Source organism: Bacillus sp. NPDC093026, from assembly GCF_044754665.1.
GTDB lineage: Bacteria > Bacillota > Bacilli > Bacillales > Bacillaceae > Bacillus > Bacillus maqinnsis.
Genome location: NZ_JBIVPN010000004.1, coordinates 207255 through 223677, shown reverse-complemented (window position 1 = coordinate 223677; position 16423 = coordinate 207255). Strand labels below are relative to the sequence as shown.

The following is a 16423-nucleotide window of genomic DNA, read 5'->3' as shown; positions in this document are numbered from 1 at the left end:
GATGTTAAAATGGTCCGGTAGTTCAGTTGGTTAGAATGCCTGCCTGTCACGCAGGAGGTCGCGGGTTCGAGTCCCGTCCGGACCGCCATTTTTAAAATGATATTGGCTCGGTAGCTCAGTTGGTAGAGCAACGGACTGAAAATCCGTGTGTCGGCGGTTCGATTCCGTCCCGAGCCACTTTTACAAACAAATAATTGAGGTATGGCGGTTGTGGCGAAGTGGTTAACGCACCAGATTGTGGCTCTGGCATTCGTGGGTTCGATTCCCATCAATCGCCCCATACAATTGATGCGGGTGTAGTTTAGTGGTAAAACCTCAGCCTTCCAAGCTGATGTCGTGGGTTCGATTCCCATCACCCGCTCCATTTGTATATCGTTCATGGGCCTGTAGCTCAGCTGGTTAGAGCGCACGCCTGATAAGCGTGAGGTCGGTGGTTCGAGTCCACTCAGGCCCACCATGATTTTCCGCAGTAGCTCAGTGGTAGAGCTATCGGCTGTTAACCGATCGGTCGTAGGTTCGAATCCTACCTGCGGAGCCATAATGGAGAAGTACTCAAGTGGCTGAAGAGGCGCCCCTGCTAAGGGTGTAGGTCGCGCAAGCGGCGCGAGGGTTCAAATCCCTCCTTCTCCGCCATTGTTTATTGTATGGTCCGTTGGTCAAGTGGTTAAGACACCGCCCTTTCACGGCGGTAACACGGGTTCGAATCCCGTACGGGTCATATTTAAAGAGGTCTAAAAAGATCTCTTTTTTTATTTTCATAAAAACGAAAGGCCGCAATCATAGCGGCCTTTTTTACATATTCATTGAATAGATCGTATAAGACAAGTAAGTCGCAAAGAATCCCCATAAGACGTAAGGAATAAGTAAAATAGGAACCACTTTACTTAGTTTACTTGAGACCACTACAAGTGCGAGTGCTGTAAGTGCAACAAGTAGGCAGTCGATGGTAGCGGCAAACAGATTCTTTTGTGTAAATTGAAAAAAACTAAAGGCTTGATTGAATACGTAGTTTAAAATAAAGAAAATCCAAAATGGCAGCGTGATTTTTTGAAATCCATACTTCCCGTATATGATCGCAGCGGACAAAGAAATGAGTCCGAATAAGACGGCCCAAACGGCGCCAATCACACCTCCTCCAGGTGTCCATTCTGGTTTATTTAATGCGTCATACCATTCTCGGTCAATGGGGAACAAGAAACCTGCAATAGAAAATAGCGCGTATGTAATAAAGAAGACGATAATCGCCCAAATGATACTTTTTCTAGCCATCAAGAATCTCCTCCAATTCAAATTCATTTTTTTAATGATTTCCCAGTTTTTACAGTATATAAACATAAAGCCCCCAATATGAGGGGACTATTTATTTTCTTCTGTATAAGATTCTTTTTCGTATGGTTTTAAATCACCAAAAACCGTCATGACTCCTTCTTCATCTAATGCGTCTTCATAGGCTTCGTGTGCTTTATTCGGATAAATCTTGCTAGCTTTTCCATATATGTCTGCTGCGGCAAAACTTTCATAGTCTTCCACACTAACTTCGTCTTCTGATCGTGTATACACATCATCATAGGTCAGTGGAGGGAATTCCATATCTGACGGTGTTTCGGAGTTACCATAACGTTCTAGGTCTTGATAAGCATCTTCTCCATCGTAGGCAGCGCTTTCTTCACTTTCAAATTGTCCAGAAGGCGGACTTAATAAATTTTCTTCAATGGGACGGTTTTGCGAGACCTCCTGTTCTTTTGAATGTTCCATGCATGTCACAGCGGCTGGAAGGGCTTCTAATCGTTCAGTAGGAATAGGTGATTTGCACACCTTACAAAAACCATATGAGCCATCAGCTATTGCTTGGAGTGCTTCATTGATGTCTGACACATGTTCATGTACCAAGCTGTTTAAAGCCATATCTTTCCCGCGTTCGAACAGTTCTGTACCTTGATCTCCAGGATGGTTGTCATAGGCTGAGAGTTCTCCTACTGCATCGTAAGGAAATGATACTTTCTGTTCATTGTCATGGCTCTTTGCTTCAATTTCCTGCTTTTCATCAAGAAGGCGCTGCTTCCAATGATTTAATTCTTCTTTAGACAACAAAGCGATCATCCTTTCATATCCATCATACTTGTTAGTATGAGCATTTTTTTTTGTAAGACTTGTTCCAAATTGAAGCAATTCATGATAAAAAACGCCTGCGGCTGCAGACGTTTTAAATTACGTGAGATAGTATTGTAAAATCAATGCAATGGTTAACAGGAATCCGAAGAATGTGTTTGTTTGAGCTGTTGATTTCATTGCATTCATAAGTTCTATTGGCTTTTCTTTTTGTTTAAATTCTTTAATGGCAGTGTAAGCTTTTGGCACGCTCAGTAAAACAAGAAGACTCCAAAGCCCGACTAAATCCGTGAAGATATAAACAAATATTAAAACATATGATACCGAAAACATAGTAAGTAAGATGTTCACAGCGTTTTTTCGTCCAGCAAGTATGGCAAGAGTTCTTCGCCCATTTTTTTTATCACCATCTAAATCACGAATATTGTTAGACAGTAAAATGGCACTAACTAAAATGGAGATGGGCAAAGAAATGAGTACTGCTTTTGAAGTTAGTGTACCTGTTTGGATATAGAAGCTAATGAGAATAATCCCTAATCCCATAAAAACACCTGAAACGAGCTCTCCAAATGGTGTGTAAGCAATTGGTACAGGTCCGCCGGTATAAAAATAGCCTGCTGCCATACAGATAAGTCCTATTAGTGCAATCCACCAGCTAGACATCATACAAATATAAACCCCAAGTAATAAAGAAACAGCAAATAGTGCATAAGCGAGTCCGAGTACGGTTTTTGGTTTGACGCCATTTCTGACAATGGCTCCGCCAATGCCGACGGATTTTTCATTGTCTAACCCGCGAACATAGTCAAAGTACTCATTAAACATGTTGGTTGCAATTTGAATAAACATAGAAGCAAAAAGCATAGCTAAGAACAACCAAACATGGATATGACCACTCGGAAGGGCTAGTACAGTCCCTAGAGTGACGGGTATAAAAGCCGCTGTTAATGTATGCGGTCGTAGTAAATTCCACCAAATCCGCCAGTTCTTATCAGGCTTGATAGGTGAAAGTTGATCTGATATCGATTGATACTGCATAAAATAGACTCCTTTAAATAAAAAAATACGTACACGTCCAAATTCCAGTTTAGCAAAGTTCAAAAAGGTGTCAATATATTGATACGATGAAAACCTGAAAAAGATGCTAGACAATCGTTACCATATGGATAGAAGCCTTGAATTCAGAAGGCTTGCCTTTGCATTATCCTTTAGATGTTCTTGTTTCAACAAGCAAGAGCGAAAAAATCTCGAAAGCGTGATATAATAAGGATTCGAGGTTTAAACGCTTTTTTTTACTAAGTTCATTTGTTAAGGTTTATAATAGAAAAGCAGGTCATTCGACATATTCGAATGTTCATGTATTTTTTTACATCAAGGATTAGTTTTACGTTATTTCATGGATTTTGGAGGAATGTATCATGGTGACAACAGTGCAAAGTACTTTCCGGCAGGAAGCGCTTGCGACATTAGAAGAAGCGAATAACGTCAACCATGCTGTTTTGATAAGCTACTCCAGAAGAGTTGACGATCTGGATCCTCTTGTCTTTTTCCAAAGTGGGGAAGCTGATTTCTTAGGCGAGCGGTTTTTTTGGTCTGATCCAGAAAGCGAAATGATTTTTTCTGGACTTGGCAGAGCGGCCGTCATTAAATCATCTGAGCAAGGAAAAGAACGATTCGATACAGTCCATCATGAATGGGAACAATTGAAGCAGCACATGTTCCATATTCATGATGAGAAAGAGTTAAAGCAAGCGGCTGTCGGTCCGCTTCTATTTGGTGGCTTTTCATTTGATCCGTATGAAGAAAAAGCGCGTCACTGGGAAGCATTTGGCGAGGCTCATTTTTTTGTGCCATCCATGATGCTGACTGTTTCAAAAGAAGGGACGTTTCTTACAATCAATGAGTGGAAGCAGGTAAATGGGAACGTCCATCAGCTCCTTCAAGATTTAGAGGAGAAATTGTCCCGTTTTGACGCATTGCCAACACCACCTCTTGGACAAGCTGCTCTAGTTCATATGGAGGAGCTTGATGTCAAGGAATGGATGAAGGCAATCAATGATGCGACAGCGCGCATCCGTGCAAATGAATATGAAAAGGTTGTTTTAGCAAGAGAGGTCTTGCTTCATTATAAAGATCAAATTGAACTTGCACCATTATTAGCAGAATTATTAAAGCATCAAACAACTAGTTACGTATTTGCCATTGAGCAAGGAAGACAAGCATTTGTCGGTGCGACACCAGAACGTTTGGTGAAAAAAAACGGGGGAGAAGTGCTTTCTTCCTGTCTAGCGGGTTCAATTGTTCGAGGAAAAAATGAATTAGAAGATCAAGCATTAGGTTATGAGCTGCTTCACGATGAGAAAAATTTAATTGAACACCAAATCGTCGTGAATATGATTGAACAGGCATTTGAAACTAACTGTCATCAGGTGCACAAGCCAAATCAGCCAAGCCTGTATAAAACAAAAAACATTCAGCATTTATTTACGCCGATTGTTGGTGAAATCAAAAGTAGTTGTTCCCTCTTTTCCTTAATAGAGCAACTTCATCCAACGCCTGCATTAGGCGGATATCCGAAGGAGAAAGCCGTTGAAGTGATTCGTGAAATTGAGCCACTTAAACGTGGGTGGTATGCGGCACCGGTTGGCTGGATTGATTCTCAAGATAATGGTGAATTTGCTGTTGCCATTCGATCGGGTCTGATTGAAGAAGATCACGTGCGTTTATTTGCGGGATGCGGGATTGTAGAGGACTCACTTGCAGAGCAGGAGTACGAAGAGACACAAGTGAAATTAAGACCAATGTTATCTGCTCTTGGAGGTCGTTCTATTGAATAATCAGATTATGACAAAATATATTGGCAGACTGATGGATGAATTTGTACAAGGCGGCATTAGTGAGGCGGTAATCTGTCCTGGTTCACGGTCTACGCCTCTTGCTATGCTGGCTCTTGCACATCCAGAGATCAACCCCCACGTGTTAGTAGATGAAAGATCTGCTGCATTTTATGCGCTTGGGCTTGCGAAAGCGAAACAAAAACCTGTCCTGCTTATTTGTACTTCAGGAACGGCAGCTGCTAACTTTTATCCAGCAGTTGTAGAGGCACATTATTCACGTGTACCACTAATTGTGTTAACTGCTGATCGACCGCACGAATTGAGGGATGTTGGTGCACCTCAAGCGATTGATCAGCAATTCTTATTCGGCAAGTTTGTTAAATGGTTCACAGACTTAGCACTGCCTGAAGGAAGTCATACGATGCTGAGGTATGTTCAGACAGTTGCTGCTAGAGCGGCATATACGGCGGTGCAGGAACCAAAAGGACCTGTTCAAGTTAATGTGCCGTTAAGAGAACCTTTGCTTCCAGATATGTCAATCGACCCTTTTTATAGAGAAAAGACAGAGACAAAAAAAGTATTAGCAGCAGGTCAAGCTCTACCAAACGATCAGGTGATGACAGAGTTAAAAGCGTTAATTGATCAATCCACAAGAGGGCTTATCGTTTGTGGTGAACTCCATGAACAGGAAGATCAAGAGGCTGTGTTAAGTCTTGCTAGAGCATTCCATTATCCGATTCTAGCTGATCCGCTTTCTAACTTACGAAATGGGGCGGCACATCAGGCGTATATCATTGATGCCTATGACTCTTTGCTAAAAGATGAAGAATTGCAAAAACACCTTTTGCCAGATATTGTGATTCGTTTTGGACCTATGCCTGTTTCAAAGCCACTTTTCAAATGGTTAGAAAAGCATGATGAGGTGAAGCAAATTGTTGTGGATGCAGCTGGAGGTTTTCGAGATCCGAGTTTAACTGCAACATATATCATTCAAAGTCATGTTTCCTATTTTGTAGACAACGTGCGGAATGGAGCGGGTAAGCATGAGGATACAACCTATTTAAACAGTTGGCAGTTTGTCAATTCTTCTTTTCGAGCTCATTTGGCTCATTATTCTGATGAAGATCTAACATTTGAAGGAAATGTGTATCGTCAACTTCAGCATCTTGTGCCAAAAGACAGTGTCCTTTTTATCGGAAATAGTATGCCGATTCGTGATGTTGATACTTTTTTTGAGGCGCAGACTAAGCCTTTTCGTTTGATGGCAAACCGAGGGGCAAATGGAATTGATGGCGTGGTGTCAACGGCACTTGGAACGTATGCGGCTCTTAAACAGCCCATCACATTGGTGATTGGAGATTTGTCCTTTTATCATGATCTCAATGGACTTTTGGCAGCTAAGCTGATGAATATCCCGCTGACCGTTGTCTTATTAAATAACGATGGCGGAGGAATTTTTTCCTTCTTGCCTCAGGCTTCTAATGAACCTTATTATGAAAAACTCTTCGGAACACCGACAGGGTTGAATTTTGAGTATGCATCTAAGTTATATGGGGGAACCTATTCGAAGCCAACGACTAAGCAGGAATTTCACGATCTGTACTTGGCACATATAAAAGAGCCAGGACTTCATTTGATTGAGATTGAAACAGACAGACATTCACGTGTAGTCAAGCACCGTCAGATGATGGATGATATTATAGGAGAAGTGAAAAAAGAATGGCTTCACTCATAATACGGATGCATGATGGTGTAGAGTATGAGGTACTGGATCAGAATCAATCGGTTAAGGATGTCACGTTATGTTTACATGGCTTCACAGGAAGTGCAGCATCTTGGGGCTTCATTGATTCCTATATGAAGAATACAAGATTGGTTAAGGTGAGTTTACTGGGACATGGCCATACTGATTCACCTCAAAATGTAAAAAGATATGCGATGTCACAGCAATTAGCTGACCTTGCTGACATTTTAGATCATTTAAAGATTCACAAAGTGAACATTCTCGGATATTCTATGGGAGGGCGTATTGCTTTATCCTTTGCTTACCATTATCCAGAACGTGTTGATAAATTAATCCTTGAGAGTACATCTCCAGGGCTTCATTCTTTCAAAGAGCGAATGGCAAGACTAAAGCACGATCATCAGCTTGCTAAGAAGATAAGAAATGAAGGTTTAACTGCGTTTGTGGACTTTTGGGAGAATATTCCGCTGTTTGCATCGCAAAAATCTTTGCCTGCTGACAAACTGGCTCAACTAAGGGAAGGAAGGCTAAAAGCTAATCCACTCGGGTTAGCTCGCAGTCTTGAAGGTATTGGGACAGGTTCACAGCCGTCAATGTGGCGAGCAATGAAGGATATCAGCAAGCCTGTCCTGTTGATTTGCGGAACGCTTGATCAGAAGTTTTGTCAAATAGCAAAACGTATGCATCAAGCGCTTGAATTTAGTCAAGTCGTAATGGTAGAACATGCTGGGCATACGGTTCATGTGGAACAACCACATTTTTTTGGTAGAATAGTAAGTGAGTTTATTTTTCAATAAGATTATAGGAGGAAATATTGATGGCTATTGAATGGCAAACAGAGCGTCAGTATGACGAAATTTTATACGAAACGTATAATGGGATTGCAAAGATCACCATTAATCGTCCACATGTACATAACGCTTTTACACCAAAAACAGTCACTGAGTTAATTGATGCATTTTCACGTGCTCGTGACAATTCAGACATCGGCGTTATCGTACTAACAGGTGCTGGAGAAAAAGCCTTCTGTTCTGGTGGAGACCAAAAAGTACGTGGGCATGGTGGTTATGTAGGAGACGACCAAATTCCACGTTTGAATGTTCTGGACTTACAGCGTTTAATTCGTGTCATTCCGAAACCTGTTATTGCAATGGTCGCAGGATATGCAATTGGTGGCGGACATGTCCTTCATGTCGTTTGTGACCTCACAATTGCGGCAGACAATGCGATTTTTGGACAAACAGGTCCGAAAGTCGGCAGCTTTGATGCTGGTTATGGTTCAGGCTATCTTGCACGTATTGTTGGTCATAAGAAAGCGAGAGAAATTTGGTACTTATGTCGTCAATACAATGCACAAGAAGCGCTTGATATGGGACTTGTCAACACAGTTGTACCATTAGATCAGCTAGAAGAAGAAACTGTTAAATGGTGTGAGGAAATGCTAGAAAAAAGCCCAACTGCTTTACGTTTCTTGAAGGCTGCATTTAATGCAGATACTGATGGATTAGCTGGTATTCAGCAATTTGCAGGGGATGCGACACTTCTTTATTATACAACAGATGAGGCAAAAGAAGGACGCGATTCCTTTAAGGAAAAACGGAAGCCAGACTTCGGTCAATTCCCGCGTTTCCCTTGATTCAATGATATAAAAGAAAACAGCTTAGTGCATCAAACTGAGCTGTTTTCTTTTATGAAAAGGAGGTGTCATAATGAAGCAACCGAACTGGCTGTTGCAGCGTGCATATTTAACGCCGGACCGGATCGCATTGATTTATCAAGACAAAAAGTGGACGTTTCGTGAATTAGCCTTTGAAGTAGAGCAACTTTCAAGTAGGCTAGCGAGTGTACCACTCAAAAAAGGGGATACTGTTGCCCTTTTAATGAACAATCATCCGCAAATGGTCATGCTGGTTCATGCCTGTTTTTTATTAGGGTTAAAAATCGTGCTATTGAACAATAAATTGACGAAAGCGGAAAGGCAATATCAGCTTGAAAATGCACAGGCAGCCGTCTTATTAACAGAAACTGTTTTTGCGAAGACACATGAGGGTGATTTACCTGTTTATACACTCGATTCTTTACCAGAAACCAATTCAGATCATGTCGATCAAATGGTCAAAACCTTTGATTTAGAAGAAACAGCAACGATTATGTATACGTCTGGAACGACAGGAAGACCTAAAGGGGTAGAGCAAACGTTTGGTAATCATTTTCATAGTGCTGTATCCTCTGCGCTTAATTTAGGTCTCAGAGAAGATGATCGCTGGCTAATCGCTTTACCACTTTTTCATATTAGTGGACTATCTGCTTTGTTTAAATCCGTCATATACGGCATGACCGTCATTTTGCATAAGAAATTTGATGTGGATGAAATAAAGGATTCAATTGCACAGCATCGTGTGACAATGATTTCAGTCGTTCAAACGATGTTATCACGTTTATTAAGTACAACAGATGAGTGTCCGTCTTCTTTGCGTTGTCTTTTGTTAGGTGGAGGACCTGCGCCTTTACCGGTGCTGCAAGAGAGCAAAAAGAAGGGATTTCCTGTGTTTCAATCATACGGTATGACGGAAACCTGTTCGCAAATAGTGACACTAGCTCCCGAATTTAGTGTAGAAAAACTTGGTTCAGCGGGAAAACCTCTTTTTGGCTGTGAGCTAAAAATTCAAAATGGTGAGCGTCCTTGTCGTCCTTTTGAACATGGTGAGATTATGGTCAAAGGGGCAAATGTGATGAAGGGGTATCTTCATCGAAAAGAAGCAACGGATGCGTCCTTTGAACAAGGATGGCTCAAAACAGGTGATATTGGGTATGTGGATGATGAAGGGTTTCTATTTGTCCTTGACCGCCGTTCAGATTTAATCATCTCTGGTGGAGAAAATATTTATCCTGCTGAAATCGAAGCCGTTCTTTTAACACATCCGCATGTAAAGGAAGCCGGAGTGACAGGTATAGATGATGAAAAATGGGGAGAGGTACCTGCGGCCTTTCTTGTGACAGATCAGGAGATTCCTACTGACGAGCTCTATGCTTTATGTCAATCGCAACTAGCAAAGTATAAATGGCCAACAGTTTTTCACTTTGTGGACGAGCTGCCAAGAAATGCGTCGAATAAATTGCAAAGGCACAGACTCAAGTCAAAGGGGTTTTTAGATGATTCAAATTGAACGAGTGATCTTATATCATGTCAAGATGAAGCTCAAGCAGCCATTTAAAACAAGTTTAGGGACAATAAAAGAACGTGAATTTATTATTGTTGAGGTAAAGGATCAAACGGGTTTAACTGGATGGGGAGAGGTGTCTGCGTTTTCTTCGCCTTGGTACACGGAAGAAACGATTGAGACATGCTATCACATGTTGAGGGCTTTCTTTATCCCAAACGTACTAACACGATCATTTACGCATCCTTCAGAGATCCCAGACAGCTTATATCATTTTAAGGGCAATAAAATGGCAAAAGCCGGTATTGAAGCGGCTGTATGGGATATTTATGCAAAGCGTGAGAAAAAGTCCTTACGTGAGGTATTAGGCGGCACAAGAAAGAAAATTCCATCTGGCGTTGTGGTCAGTTTAGGACCGATTGACGATATGCTCGCACAAATTCAGCAATATGTAGAAGAAGGATACCAGCGTGTAAAAGTAAAGATTAAGCCGGGACAGGATATCGGACTTCTTCAAAAAATAAGAGAGCGTTTTCCAGATCTCCCATTAATGGCAGATGCGAACTCTGCTTATGAGCTTAAGGATATTAGCAAACTTAAGCAGCTTGATGACTTTCGTTTATTAATGATAGAACAGCCATTATCTGCAGATGATATTGTGGATCATCGTCATTTACAAAAACATTTGAAAACAGCCATTTGTTTGGATGAAAGTATTTGTTCATTAGACGATGCCCGAAAAGCCATCGAACTAGGTAGCTGTAAAGTGATTAATGTGAAGCCTTCACGAGTTGGGGGGCTTACAGAAGCCCTAAAGATTCATACCTTTTGCAAAGAACTTCAGATTCCTTTATGGTGTGGTGGAATGATTGAATCGGGGATATCACGTGCGCAGAATGTGGCACTCGCTTCGCTTCCGCAATTCACTATCCCAGGTGACATATCGGCTTCATCTAAATATTGGGAACAGGATATCATTTTTCCTGAAATCAAAGTTGAAAATGGCTTTATCGAGGTGCCGACTACACCTGGAATGGGCGTTGAAGTTGATTACAAGGCGCTTCGTTCTTTTTCAGATAAAATAGATGTTTTTACAAAAAATGATTTTATGAAATAATAAATAAAAATTGCCCTTTTGCATCAAAAATAAAAAATATGTATAGTGATGATAAGTTTTTCCTTCCCGTAAGATCAAAAAAAGAAAGAGCGGATATCCGCCCTTTCTTACTCTTCTATCAGCTCGCTGTCATATGCAAGCTGTCCGATATACTGATGCATCTCATTTGGCATGTCAGTAACATGACCATATTCGTAAGCCCATAGATTTAAAAAGGAGTGAGCGGCCTGATAAAATGTTCCTTCGTCAGCGTCATGAATTTCATCAAAAAAAGTATGAAGTATCCGTTCTTTGTTCAAGTGAAGCGCCTCCTTTAATATCTTAAAGGTCTTGAGGTTTAAACGTTTTGCAGTCAGTTTCTTCACTTTTCTCAGCCGTATTACCTGTGTGGCTAACGACATAGATTGCATCTGCACCACAGCGATTTCCATCATTCCAATAGGTACAGTTGTTTACTTCACAAAGAATTTTTTGACTCATACAGATGACCTCCTTCTGAGTATGACTTGCATGTTTAATGTAACCAAAATGTGCTGAGATCATTCTTGTTAATCTTCCTGGCGAATATAGCGTTTGTCCTTCATAAACAATTTCCAGAAGTAATAGAAACCAGGAAATAAAATGATAAAACCTACGATATACGTAATAAATAGGGCTCTAAACGTAACAGGATCCGTAAATCCAGACATAATGGTGATATCTGGGTATGTCATATAAGGCAAATGAGCACGTCCATATACATAACTTGCTAGGAAATATTGGATGGTTATTGCGACGACAGCCAAACGTGGTTTTCCTCTTCGATGCTTAAACCGAGAATTTGGTAAAAAAAGTGCCAAGCCTGCAAGCAAAAACATGAGTAGAGAAACAAGCAAGGTTGGTAAGTGATGCATCATTTTTGTGAAAAGCCAATTGGCTTCACTTCGTAGTGTCAGCATGATGAAAAAGGCCATCATGAGAGATAGAGGACCGGTAAAGAGAGCACCTCTCCTGTAAATGCTATAGGCTTCATCTTCATCAGCGACATTAGAGAAATCAGCTAAGAGCAATGAAGAAAGAAAAAGCGTGCTGAAAATTGCAAAACCTATAAAAGAATAAACATTCGCACTTGTAAATACCCGTCCGAGATCTAATGAGTAAACTTGATTTTCCTTAAAGATAAATCCACCATGTGTAATAGGAAGAACCATAATTAAAATGGACGGAATGATAAAGCCGCTAATTCCCGAAATATACGTTACCGCTTTGCGATATTTTTTAGGAAGCGAATGAGAAAAAACGAGAAACCCACTTCTTAGCGCAAGAAGCAATAAAATGATGCTGCCTGGTATTAATAAAACGGTGCCAAGCACAAAAGTGGCGCCTGGAAAAAGGCTAAACAATGCCACTACAATTGCCACAATAAAGACATTTGTCACTTCCCATGTTGGAGAGAGATACTTATTGGCGATATTTGCTGCCTTTGTTTGTTCTCTATTCATATAAATCATCGACCAAAAACCTGCACCAAAATCCATTGATGCCATCACTGCATAGATAAATACGAATCCCCATAAGATGGTGATTGCAATGAGCGCATCAGTTGTTACATACATTTGCATCAAGATCGCTCCCTTTTTAAGATTCTGTTAGTCGTAGATCTTCTTCAACCGAATGTTTTCGAAAGTAGTACGTAAGCACAATAACGGTTGCTATGCCTAAGATGAGGTACACAATGGTAAACAAGATAAATAGTGTGCCTATAGAACCGGAGGATGTGACAACCTCTGAGGTTTTGAGCATACGGTAAATCACCCAAGGCTGACGGCCCGTACATGCAAATATCCAGCCAAATTCAATGGCTAAGAGACTAAGTGGGCCACCAAACAAGTAAAGAAAAAGCAGCCATTTCGGATAATGTTCACGTTTTAACATTTTACGGTAAAACAAGGCTAACACGGCAAAAAGAATAAGCACTGCTCCAATGATGACCATTCCGTTAAATAATGTGTGAATAAACAAAGGAGGCCATTCGTCCCTAGGAAAATCATTCAATCCTTTTACCACAGTATCAAAACTGTTTCCTGCTAAGAAACTGAGTGCCCATGGAATTTCTATCGCTCCTTTAATTTCCTGCGTATTGGCATCTGTAAACCCGCCAATTGCAAGAGGCGCATGTGATTGTGTTTCAAATAAACCTTCTGCACCTGCTAATTTTTCAGGCTGATATTCATACAGGAGCTGAGCGGATTCGTGACCGTTTAGAGCTGTTAGAAAAGAGAAGAGACCACCCACGATTAGCCCGAGAAAAAGGGCTTTCCGATGAAAGGTATAAAGCTTCTCGTTTTTTCTTGTTTTTAGCATTTTAAAAGCAGCCACTGAAGCAATGACAAAAGCACCCGTCGTAAAAGCAGATAGCACGACGTGTGTAGCGGTCACAACAAAACTTGGATTGAAAAATGCCTTCCAAGGTTCTATATCAGTGATTTCTCCATTGATCATCTTGAACCCAGCAGGTGTTCCTTCAAAGGCATGTACGTTCGTAATGAGAATCGCTGAAGCAGCAGCTCCAATCACAACAAAAATGACAGTGATAATCCGCATGGCTGGTGATAAACGATCGGCTGCGTACACATAAATAGACATAAATAACGCTTCAATAAAAAAAGCATAAATTTCTATTTGAAATGGGAGGGACATAACTTTTCCAATGACCTCCATAAAGCCCGGCCATAGAAGGGCGAGCTGAGTACCGGCAATTGTACCGGTTGGGATAGCTACCCCTAAAAGAACAGCCTGTGCTTTTGTCCAACGTTTTGCCATGATGGAATAATGAGGATCTTTTGTTTTTTGAAAAATGAGTTCAGCTAACAAAATCATTAACGGGATGCCGACGCCAAGGGAGGCATAAACAATATGAAAGCCCATTGTTGTTCCAAAAAGGCTTCTAGCTAAAACGAGATCAGTCAATATCTTCTCCGCCTTTCTTATTACATCTCTTTTTCATGTGCTTATTATTCTCCACCAGATTTAGATTATTCTTCCTGAATCAGAAAGCTTGTTTTTTGACATGTTATTAAAAAGGGAGTAAAATTACTACATAAAACGTAATTATTACGTTTTAAAAAGAAAGGAGATTTCATATTGAAAAGAAATATTCATCCAACATCACATGAAGTTGTATTTATGGACGTAAATAGCGGCTACCGCTTCTTAAGCAGATCCACCAAGACGTCAAATGAGACGGTAGAGTGGGAAGACGGAAAGACATATCCTGTCATTAAAGTGGAAACAAGTTCTGATACGCACCCTTTTTATACAGGGCGCCAGAAGTTTGGAGAAAAAGGCGGTAGAGCCGAACAGTTTAAGAAAAAATATCAGATGTAAGAAAAGAAGCGCACCACAAGTTCGGTGTGCTTCTTTATTAGATGAAAAGACCCCCGCTGTGCGCAGAAGTTTAAAATTTAATCGTTTAATGCTGTTTTTAAAGTGTTTAAATTTTGTTTCATTAAGCTGATGTAGCTTTCACCATTTTTCGCATCGTCTTCGGTAATGGATTCAAGGTTTTTGAGTGTGAGGCTTTTTGCGCCAATTTCACTACGAATCGTATCTGAGACTTTACTGCTGACGTTATTTTCGAAAATCACATATTTAATGTGATGCTTTTCCGCTTGCTTTACAATGTTTTCGAGCTGTTTTTGGGAAGGCTCTTCAGAAGCTGATAGACCTAGTACACTGATTTGCTCAATACCATAGCGCTTTTCCCAATAACCGTAAGCAGCATGAGAGACAAGAATTTCTTTATGTTTGGCTTTTGACAAAGTGGTTTTGAATTCTTGATCTAATGCTTGTAATTCTTTTTTTAGTTTTTCATAGTTTTTTGTGTATTCGTCTTTATGATCTGGGTCTAACGAAACGAGTGTGTTTTTAATATTTTTAGCCATTTGCTCGGCATGTACTGGATCTAACCATGCATGCGGATCTTTATCGCCGTGATCATGATCTTCGTCATCATCATGTGCATGTTCTTCTTTTGTAGATAATAGTTTGATTCCTTCAGCAGCTTTGACGGTTTTCACGCCTTGATCTTTTAACGTAGCGGCTGTTTTGTCAGCGAATGCTTCAGCGCCTGTGCCGCTATAAATAAAGGCATCTCCTTCAGCCATTTCGACCATCGTTTTAGAGCTCGGTTCAAAGCTGTGTGCATCTGCATTGGCAGGGTAAACGCTTTGAGCATGGACGTGAGAGCCACCAATTTTTTCAGTAAAATCTTGAATTGGAAAGATGGTTGTGTAAATGTTTAATGTCCCGTCTGCTTTTCCTTTGGAAGCGTGAGTCCCCGCACTGCTTGAGCAAGCGGTTAGGCCGATCATTAAAAGTACAGTTGTTAAAATAAAAAAGATTTTTTTCATGTTGAAAATGTCTCCTCTCAATCTATCAGATAGAAATGATTACGATTTAATGTCCGGAGTTATTGTATCGTAATAATTACGATTTGAAAAGAGGAAAATAAAAATTTCTCATTAAGCAGAGGTTTTTTCTAAAAAAAATCGCAAAACGTGACGAAATTTCAAACATTGTGCTATATTTATTTTTAAAAAAAGCAAAAGGAATGAATCAACTTATGAAACTTTTAGATGAAATCCTGGAATATAATCAACAATTTATTGAAGAGAAGAAATACGAGGAGTTCACGACAACGAAGTTTCCTCAGAAAAAAGCCGTCATTCTATCATGCATGGATACGCGACTTGTTGAACTATTGCCACGTGCAATGAATATGAAAAATGGAGATATCAAAATTGTTAAAAGTGCTGGTGCTCTTGTATCTCACCCATTTGGCAGTATTATGCGAAGCATTTTAGTGGCAGTCTATGAACTAAATGCTGACGAAGTATATGTTATCGGGCATCACGATTGCGGGATGAGTAAAATTGATAGCAAAACGCTTTTAGATAAAGCCATTGAGCGCGGTATTCCAGAAAAACGAATTGAAGTGTTAGAGTACTCAGGAATTGATTTTAAACAGTGGCTCAAAAGCTTTAGCTCAGTAGAAGAGAGTGTCAAGGACAGTGTGTCCGTTGTAAAAAATCACCCGCTTCTTCCAACTGATGTGCCTGTTCATGGGCTAGTGATTGATCCTGGCACAGGCAAGCTTGACTTAGTTGTAAACGGATATGAAGAATGAAACTAATTTATTTTTTCTTTTTAGGCGGAACAGGGTCTACTCCGCCGGGATGGAGTGGATGGCATTTTAAGATCCGTTTCATTGTGAGCCAGCCGCCCTTTAAAGCGCCATGAGTTTTAATGGCCTCCAGACCATAGTTTGAGCAGGTTGGATAAAACCGGCAGCTAGGCGGTGTTATCGGAGAAATAAACTTTTGATAAAAACGGATGATGCCGATAAAAATTTGTTTCATGCTGGTTCCTCCTTGTCTGTTCTTCACAGTATAAGAAAAAATGACAAGGAAGGAAA

At 40.5% G+C, this 16423-nt stretch carries 17 protein-coding genes and 8 tRNA genes; 16 read left to right on the top strand and 9 right to left on the bottom strand.

Translation table 11 applies throughout. The features are described from left to right. The first annotated feature begins 11 nt into the window (after nucleotides 1-11). The 8 genes from ACIQCE_RS11945 to ACIQCE_RS11910 all read left to right on the top strand — a co-directional run bounded on the left by ACIQCE_RS11945 (nucleotide 12) and on the right by ACIQCE_RS11910 (nucleotide 718). Nucleotides 12-88 (top strand) — tRNA-Asp (locus tag ACIQCE_RS11945). A 16-nt stretch (nucleotides 89-104) separates the two neighbouring features. After that, nucleotides 105-177: transfer RNA gene (locus tag ACIQCE_RS11940), tRNA-Phe, on the top strand. A gap of 27 nt (nucleotides 178-204) precedes the next feature. Further along, nucleotides 205-280, top strand: a tRNA-His gene (locus ACIQCE_RS11935). A 10-nt stretch (nucleotides 281-290) separates the two neighbouring features. Next, nucleotides 291-364, top strand: a tRNA-Gly gene (locus ACIQCE_RS11930). A 16-nt stretch (nucleotides 365-380) separates the two neighbouring features. Continuing rightward, nucleotides 381-457 (top strand) — tRNA-Ile (locus ACIQCE_RS11925). A gap of 6 nt (nucleotides 458-463) precedes the next feature. After that, nucleotides 464-538: transfer RNA gene (locus ACIQCE_RS11920), tRNA-Asn, on the top strand. Between the two features lie 4 nt (nucleotides 539-542). Beyond that, nucleotides 543-633 (top strand) — tRNA-Ser (locus tag ACIQCE_RS11915). Between the two features lie 13 nt (nucleotides 634-646). Then, nucleotides 647-718: transfer RNA gene (locus ACIQCE_RS11910), tRNA-Glu, on the top strand. Nucleotides 719-792: 74 nt separating this feature from the next. Here ACIQCE_RS11910 and ACIQCE_RS11905 read toward each other — a convergent pair. The 3 genes from ACIQCE_RS11905 to ACIQCE_RS11895 all read right to left on the bottom strand — a co-directional run bounded on the left by ACIQCE_RS11905 (nucleotide 793) and on the right by ACIQCE_RS11895 (nucleotide 3147). Beyond that, entirely contained in the window at nucleotides 793-1269 is a 477-nt protein-coding gene (locus ACIQCE_RS11905; RefSeq protein WP_353854832.1) for a TspO/MBR family protein, read from the bottom strand. 87 nt (nucleotides 1270-1356) lie between these two features. After that, nucleotides 1357-2091, bottom strand: a complete 735-nt coding sequence (locus tag ACIQCE_RS11900) for a TraR/DksA C4-type zinc finger protein (protein ID WP_400495186.1) — start codon at nucleotides 2089-2091, stop codon at nucleotides 1357-1359. 117 nt (nucleotides 2092-2208) lie between these two features. Next, the gene (locus tag ACIQCE_RS11895) at nucleotides 2209-3147 is read right to left on the bottom strand and encodes a 1,4-dihydroxy-2-naphthoate polyprenyltransferase (protein ID WP_400495180.1); all 939 of its coding nucleotides are present in this window, start codon (nucleotides 3145-3147) and stop codon (nucleotides 2209-2211) included. A 380-nt stretch (nucleotides 3148-3527) separates the two neighbouring features. Between ACIQCE_RS11895 and ACIQCE_RS11890 the strand changes: the two genes are divergently transcribed. From ACIQCE_RS11890 to menC, 6 genes are all read left to right on the top strand, one after another. Further along, a complete protein-coding gene (locus ACIQCE_RS11890; protein WP_400495179.1) occupies nucleotides 3528-4946 on the top strand; it encodes an isochorismate synthase in 1419 nt (472 codons plus the stop codon). Further along, complete coding sequence (menD, locus tag ACIQCE_RS11885) at nucleotides 4939-6681, top strand: 2-succinyl-5-enolpyruvyl-6-hydroxy-3-cyclohexene-1-carboxylic-acid synthase (RefSeq protein WP_400495178.1); 1743 nt, start codon at nucleotides 4939-4941, stop codon at nucleotides 6679-6681. The genes ACIQCE_RS11890 and menD overlap by 8 nt, the downstream gene beginning before the upstream one ends. After that, a complete protein-coding gene (gene menH, locus ACIQCE_RS11880) occupies nucleotides 6666-7487 on the top strand; it encodes a 2-succinyl-6-hydroxy-2,4-cyclohexadiene-1-carboxylate synthase (RefSeq protein WP_400495177.1) in 822 nt (273 codons plus the stop codon). The genes menD and menH overlap by 16 nt, the downstream gene beginning before the upstream one ends. Before the next feature lie 20 nt (nucleotides 7488-7507). Next, a complete protein-coding gene (menB, locus tag ACIQCE_RS11875; RefSeq protein WP_400495176.1) occupies nucleotides 7508-8326 on the top strand; it encodes a 1,4-dihydroxy-2-naphthoyl-CoA synthase in 819 nt (272 codons plus the stop codon). A 73-nt stretch (nucleotides 8327-8399) separates the two neighbouring features. Next, complete coding sequence (locus ACIQCE_RS11870; RefSeq protein WP_400495175.1) at nucleotides 8400-9857, top strand: o-succinylbenzoate--CoA ligase; 1458 nt, start codon at nucleotides 8400-8402, stop codon at nucleotides 9855-9857. Then, complete coding sequence (gene menC / locus ACIQCE_RS11865; protein ID WP_400495174.1) at nucleotides 9844-10968, top strand: o-succinylbenzoate synthase; 1125 nt, start codon at nucleotides 9844-9846, stop codon at nucleotides 10966-10968. Before ACIQCE_RS11870 ends, menC begins: the two co-directional genes overlap by 14 nt. 107 nt (nucleotides 10969-11075) lie before the next feature. Here the strand turns inward: menC and ACIQCE_RS11860 are convergent, their stop codons facing one another. The 4 genes from ACIQCE_RS11860 to ACIQCE_RS11845 all read right to left on the bottom strand — a co-directional run bounded on the left by ACIQCE_RS11860 (nucleotide 11076) and on the right by ACIQCE_RS11845 (nucleotide 13917). Further along, nucleotides 11076-11267, bottom strand: a complete 192-nt coding sequence (locus tag ACIQCE_RS11860) for a hypothetical protein (RefSeq protein ID WP_400495173.1) — start codon at nucleotides 11265-11267, stop codon at nucleotides 11076-11078. A gap of 22 nt (nucleotides 11268-11289) precedes the next feature. After that, a complete protein-coding gene (locus tag ACIQCE_RS11855) occupies nucleotides 11290-11448 on the bottom strand; it encodes a DUF1540 domain-containing protein (RefSeq protein WP_353854842.1) in 159 nt (52 codons plus the stop codon). 68 nt (nucleotides 11449-11516) lie between these two features. Further along, entirely contained in the window at nucleotides 11517-12563 is a 1047-nt protein-coding gene (locus tag ACIQCE_RS11850; RefSeq protein WP_400495185.1) for a cytochrome d ubiquinol oxidase subunit II, read from the bottom strand. A 22-nt stretch (nucleotides 12564-12585) separates the two neighbouring features. Further along, nucleotides 12586-13917, bottom strand: a complete 1332-nt coding sequence (locus ACIQCE_RS11845) for a cytochrome ubiquinol oxidase subunit I (RefSeq protein ID WP_400495172.1) — start codon at nucleotides 13915-13917, stop codon at nucleotides 12586-12588. 174 nt (nucleotides 13918-14091) lie between these two features. Here ACIQCE_RS11845 and ACIQCE_RS11840 point away from each other — a divergent pair, with 174 nt between their 5' ends. Next, entirely contained in the window at nucleotides 14092-14334 is a 243-nt protein-coding gene (locus ACIQCE_RS11840) for a type B 50S ribosomal protein L31 (RefSeq protein ID WP_353854844.1), read from the top strand. Nucleotides 14335-14411: 77 nt separating this feature from the next. Here ACIQCE_RS11840 and ACIQCE_RS11835 read toward each other — a convergent pair whose 3' ends face one another. Further along, the gene (locus tag ACIQCE_RS11835) at nucleotides 14412-15359 is read right to left on the bottom strand and encodes a metal ABC transporter solute-binding protein, Zn/Mn family (protein ID WP_400495171.1); all 948 of its coding nucleotides are present in this window, start codon (nucleotides 15357-15359) and stop codon (nucleotides 14412-14414) included. A gap of 212 nt (nucleotides 15360-15571) precedes the next feature. Here ACIQCE_RS11835 and ACIQCE_RS11830 point away from each other — a divergent pair, with 212 nt between their 5' ends. After that, on the top strand, nucleotides 15572-16135 hold the full coding sequence (locus tag ACIQCE_RS11830; RefSeq protein ID WP_353854846.1) for a beta-class carbonic anhydrase: 564 nt from the start codon (nucleotides 15572-15574) through the stop codon (nucleotides 16133-16135). A 7-nt stretch (nucleotides 16136-16142) separates the two neighbouring features. Here ACIQCE_RS11830 and yidD read toward each other — a convergent pair whose 3' ends face one another. Next, nucleotides 16143-16367: a membrane protein insertion efficiency factor YidD gene (gene yidD, locus ACIQCE_RS11825; protein ID WP_400495170.1), complete on the bottom strand. Its 225-nt coding sequence runs from the start codon at nucleotides 16365-16367 to the stop codon at nucleotides 16143-16145. Between the last annotated feature and the right edge of the window lie 56 nt (nucleotides 16368-16423).

Excerpts from the sequence above, each read along its gene's own strand:
- menC (WP_400495174.1), top strand. The coding sequence starts at position 9,844 with ATGATTCAAATTGAACGAGTGATCTTATATCATGTCAAGATGAAGCTC.
- ACIQCE_RS11890 (WP_400495179.1), top strand. The coding sequence starts at position 3,528 with ATGGTGACAACAGTGCAAAGTACTTTCCGGCAGGAAGCGCTTGCGACA.
- ACIQCE_RS11835 (WP_400495171.1), bottom strand. The coding sequence starts at position 15,359 with ATGAAAAAAATCTTTTTTATTTTAACAACTGTACTTTTAATGATCGGC.
- menH (WP_400495177.1), top strand. The coding sequence starts at position 6,666 with ATGGCTTCACTCATAATACGGATGCATGATGGTGTAGAGTATGAGGTA.
- ACIQCE_RS11850 (WP_400495185.1), bottom strand. The coding sequence starts at position 12,563 with ATGTATGTAACAACTGATGCGCTCATTGCAATCACCATCTTATGGGGA.
- ACIQCE_RS11855 (WP_353854842.1), bottom strand. The coding sequence starts at position 11,448 with ATGAGTCAAAAAATTCTTTGTGAAGTAAACAACTGTACCTATTGGAAT.
- ACIQCE_RS11895 (WP_400495180.1), bottom strand. The coding sequence starts at position 3,147 with ATGCAGTATCAATCGATATCAGATCAACTTTCACCTATCAAGCCTGAT.
- ACIQCE_RS11830 (WP_353854846.1), top strand. The coding sequence starts at position 15,572 with ATGAAACTTTTAGATGAAATCCTGGAATATAATCAACAATTTATTGAA.
- menB (WP_400495176.1), top strand. The coding sequence starts at position 7,508 with ATGGCTATTGAATGGCAAACAGAGCGTCAGTATGACGAAATTTTATAC.
- yidD (WP_400495170.1), bottom strand. The coding sequence starts at position 16,367 with ATGAAACAAATTTTTATCGGCATCATCCGTTTTTATCAAAAGTTTATT.
- ACIQCE_RS11870 (WP_400495175.1), top strand. The coding sequence starts at position 8,400 with ATGAAGCAACCGAACTGGCTGTTGCAGCGTGCATATTTAACGCCGGAC.
- ACIQCE_RS11905 (WP_353854832.1), bottom strand. The coding sequence starts at position 1,269 with ATGGCTAGAAAAAGTATCATTTGGGCGATTATCGTCTTCTTTATTACA.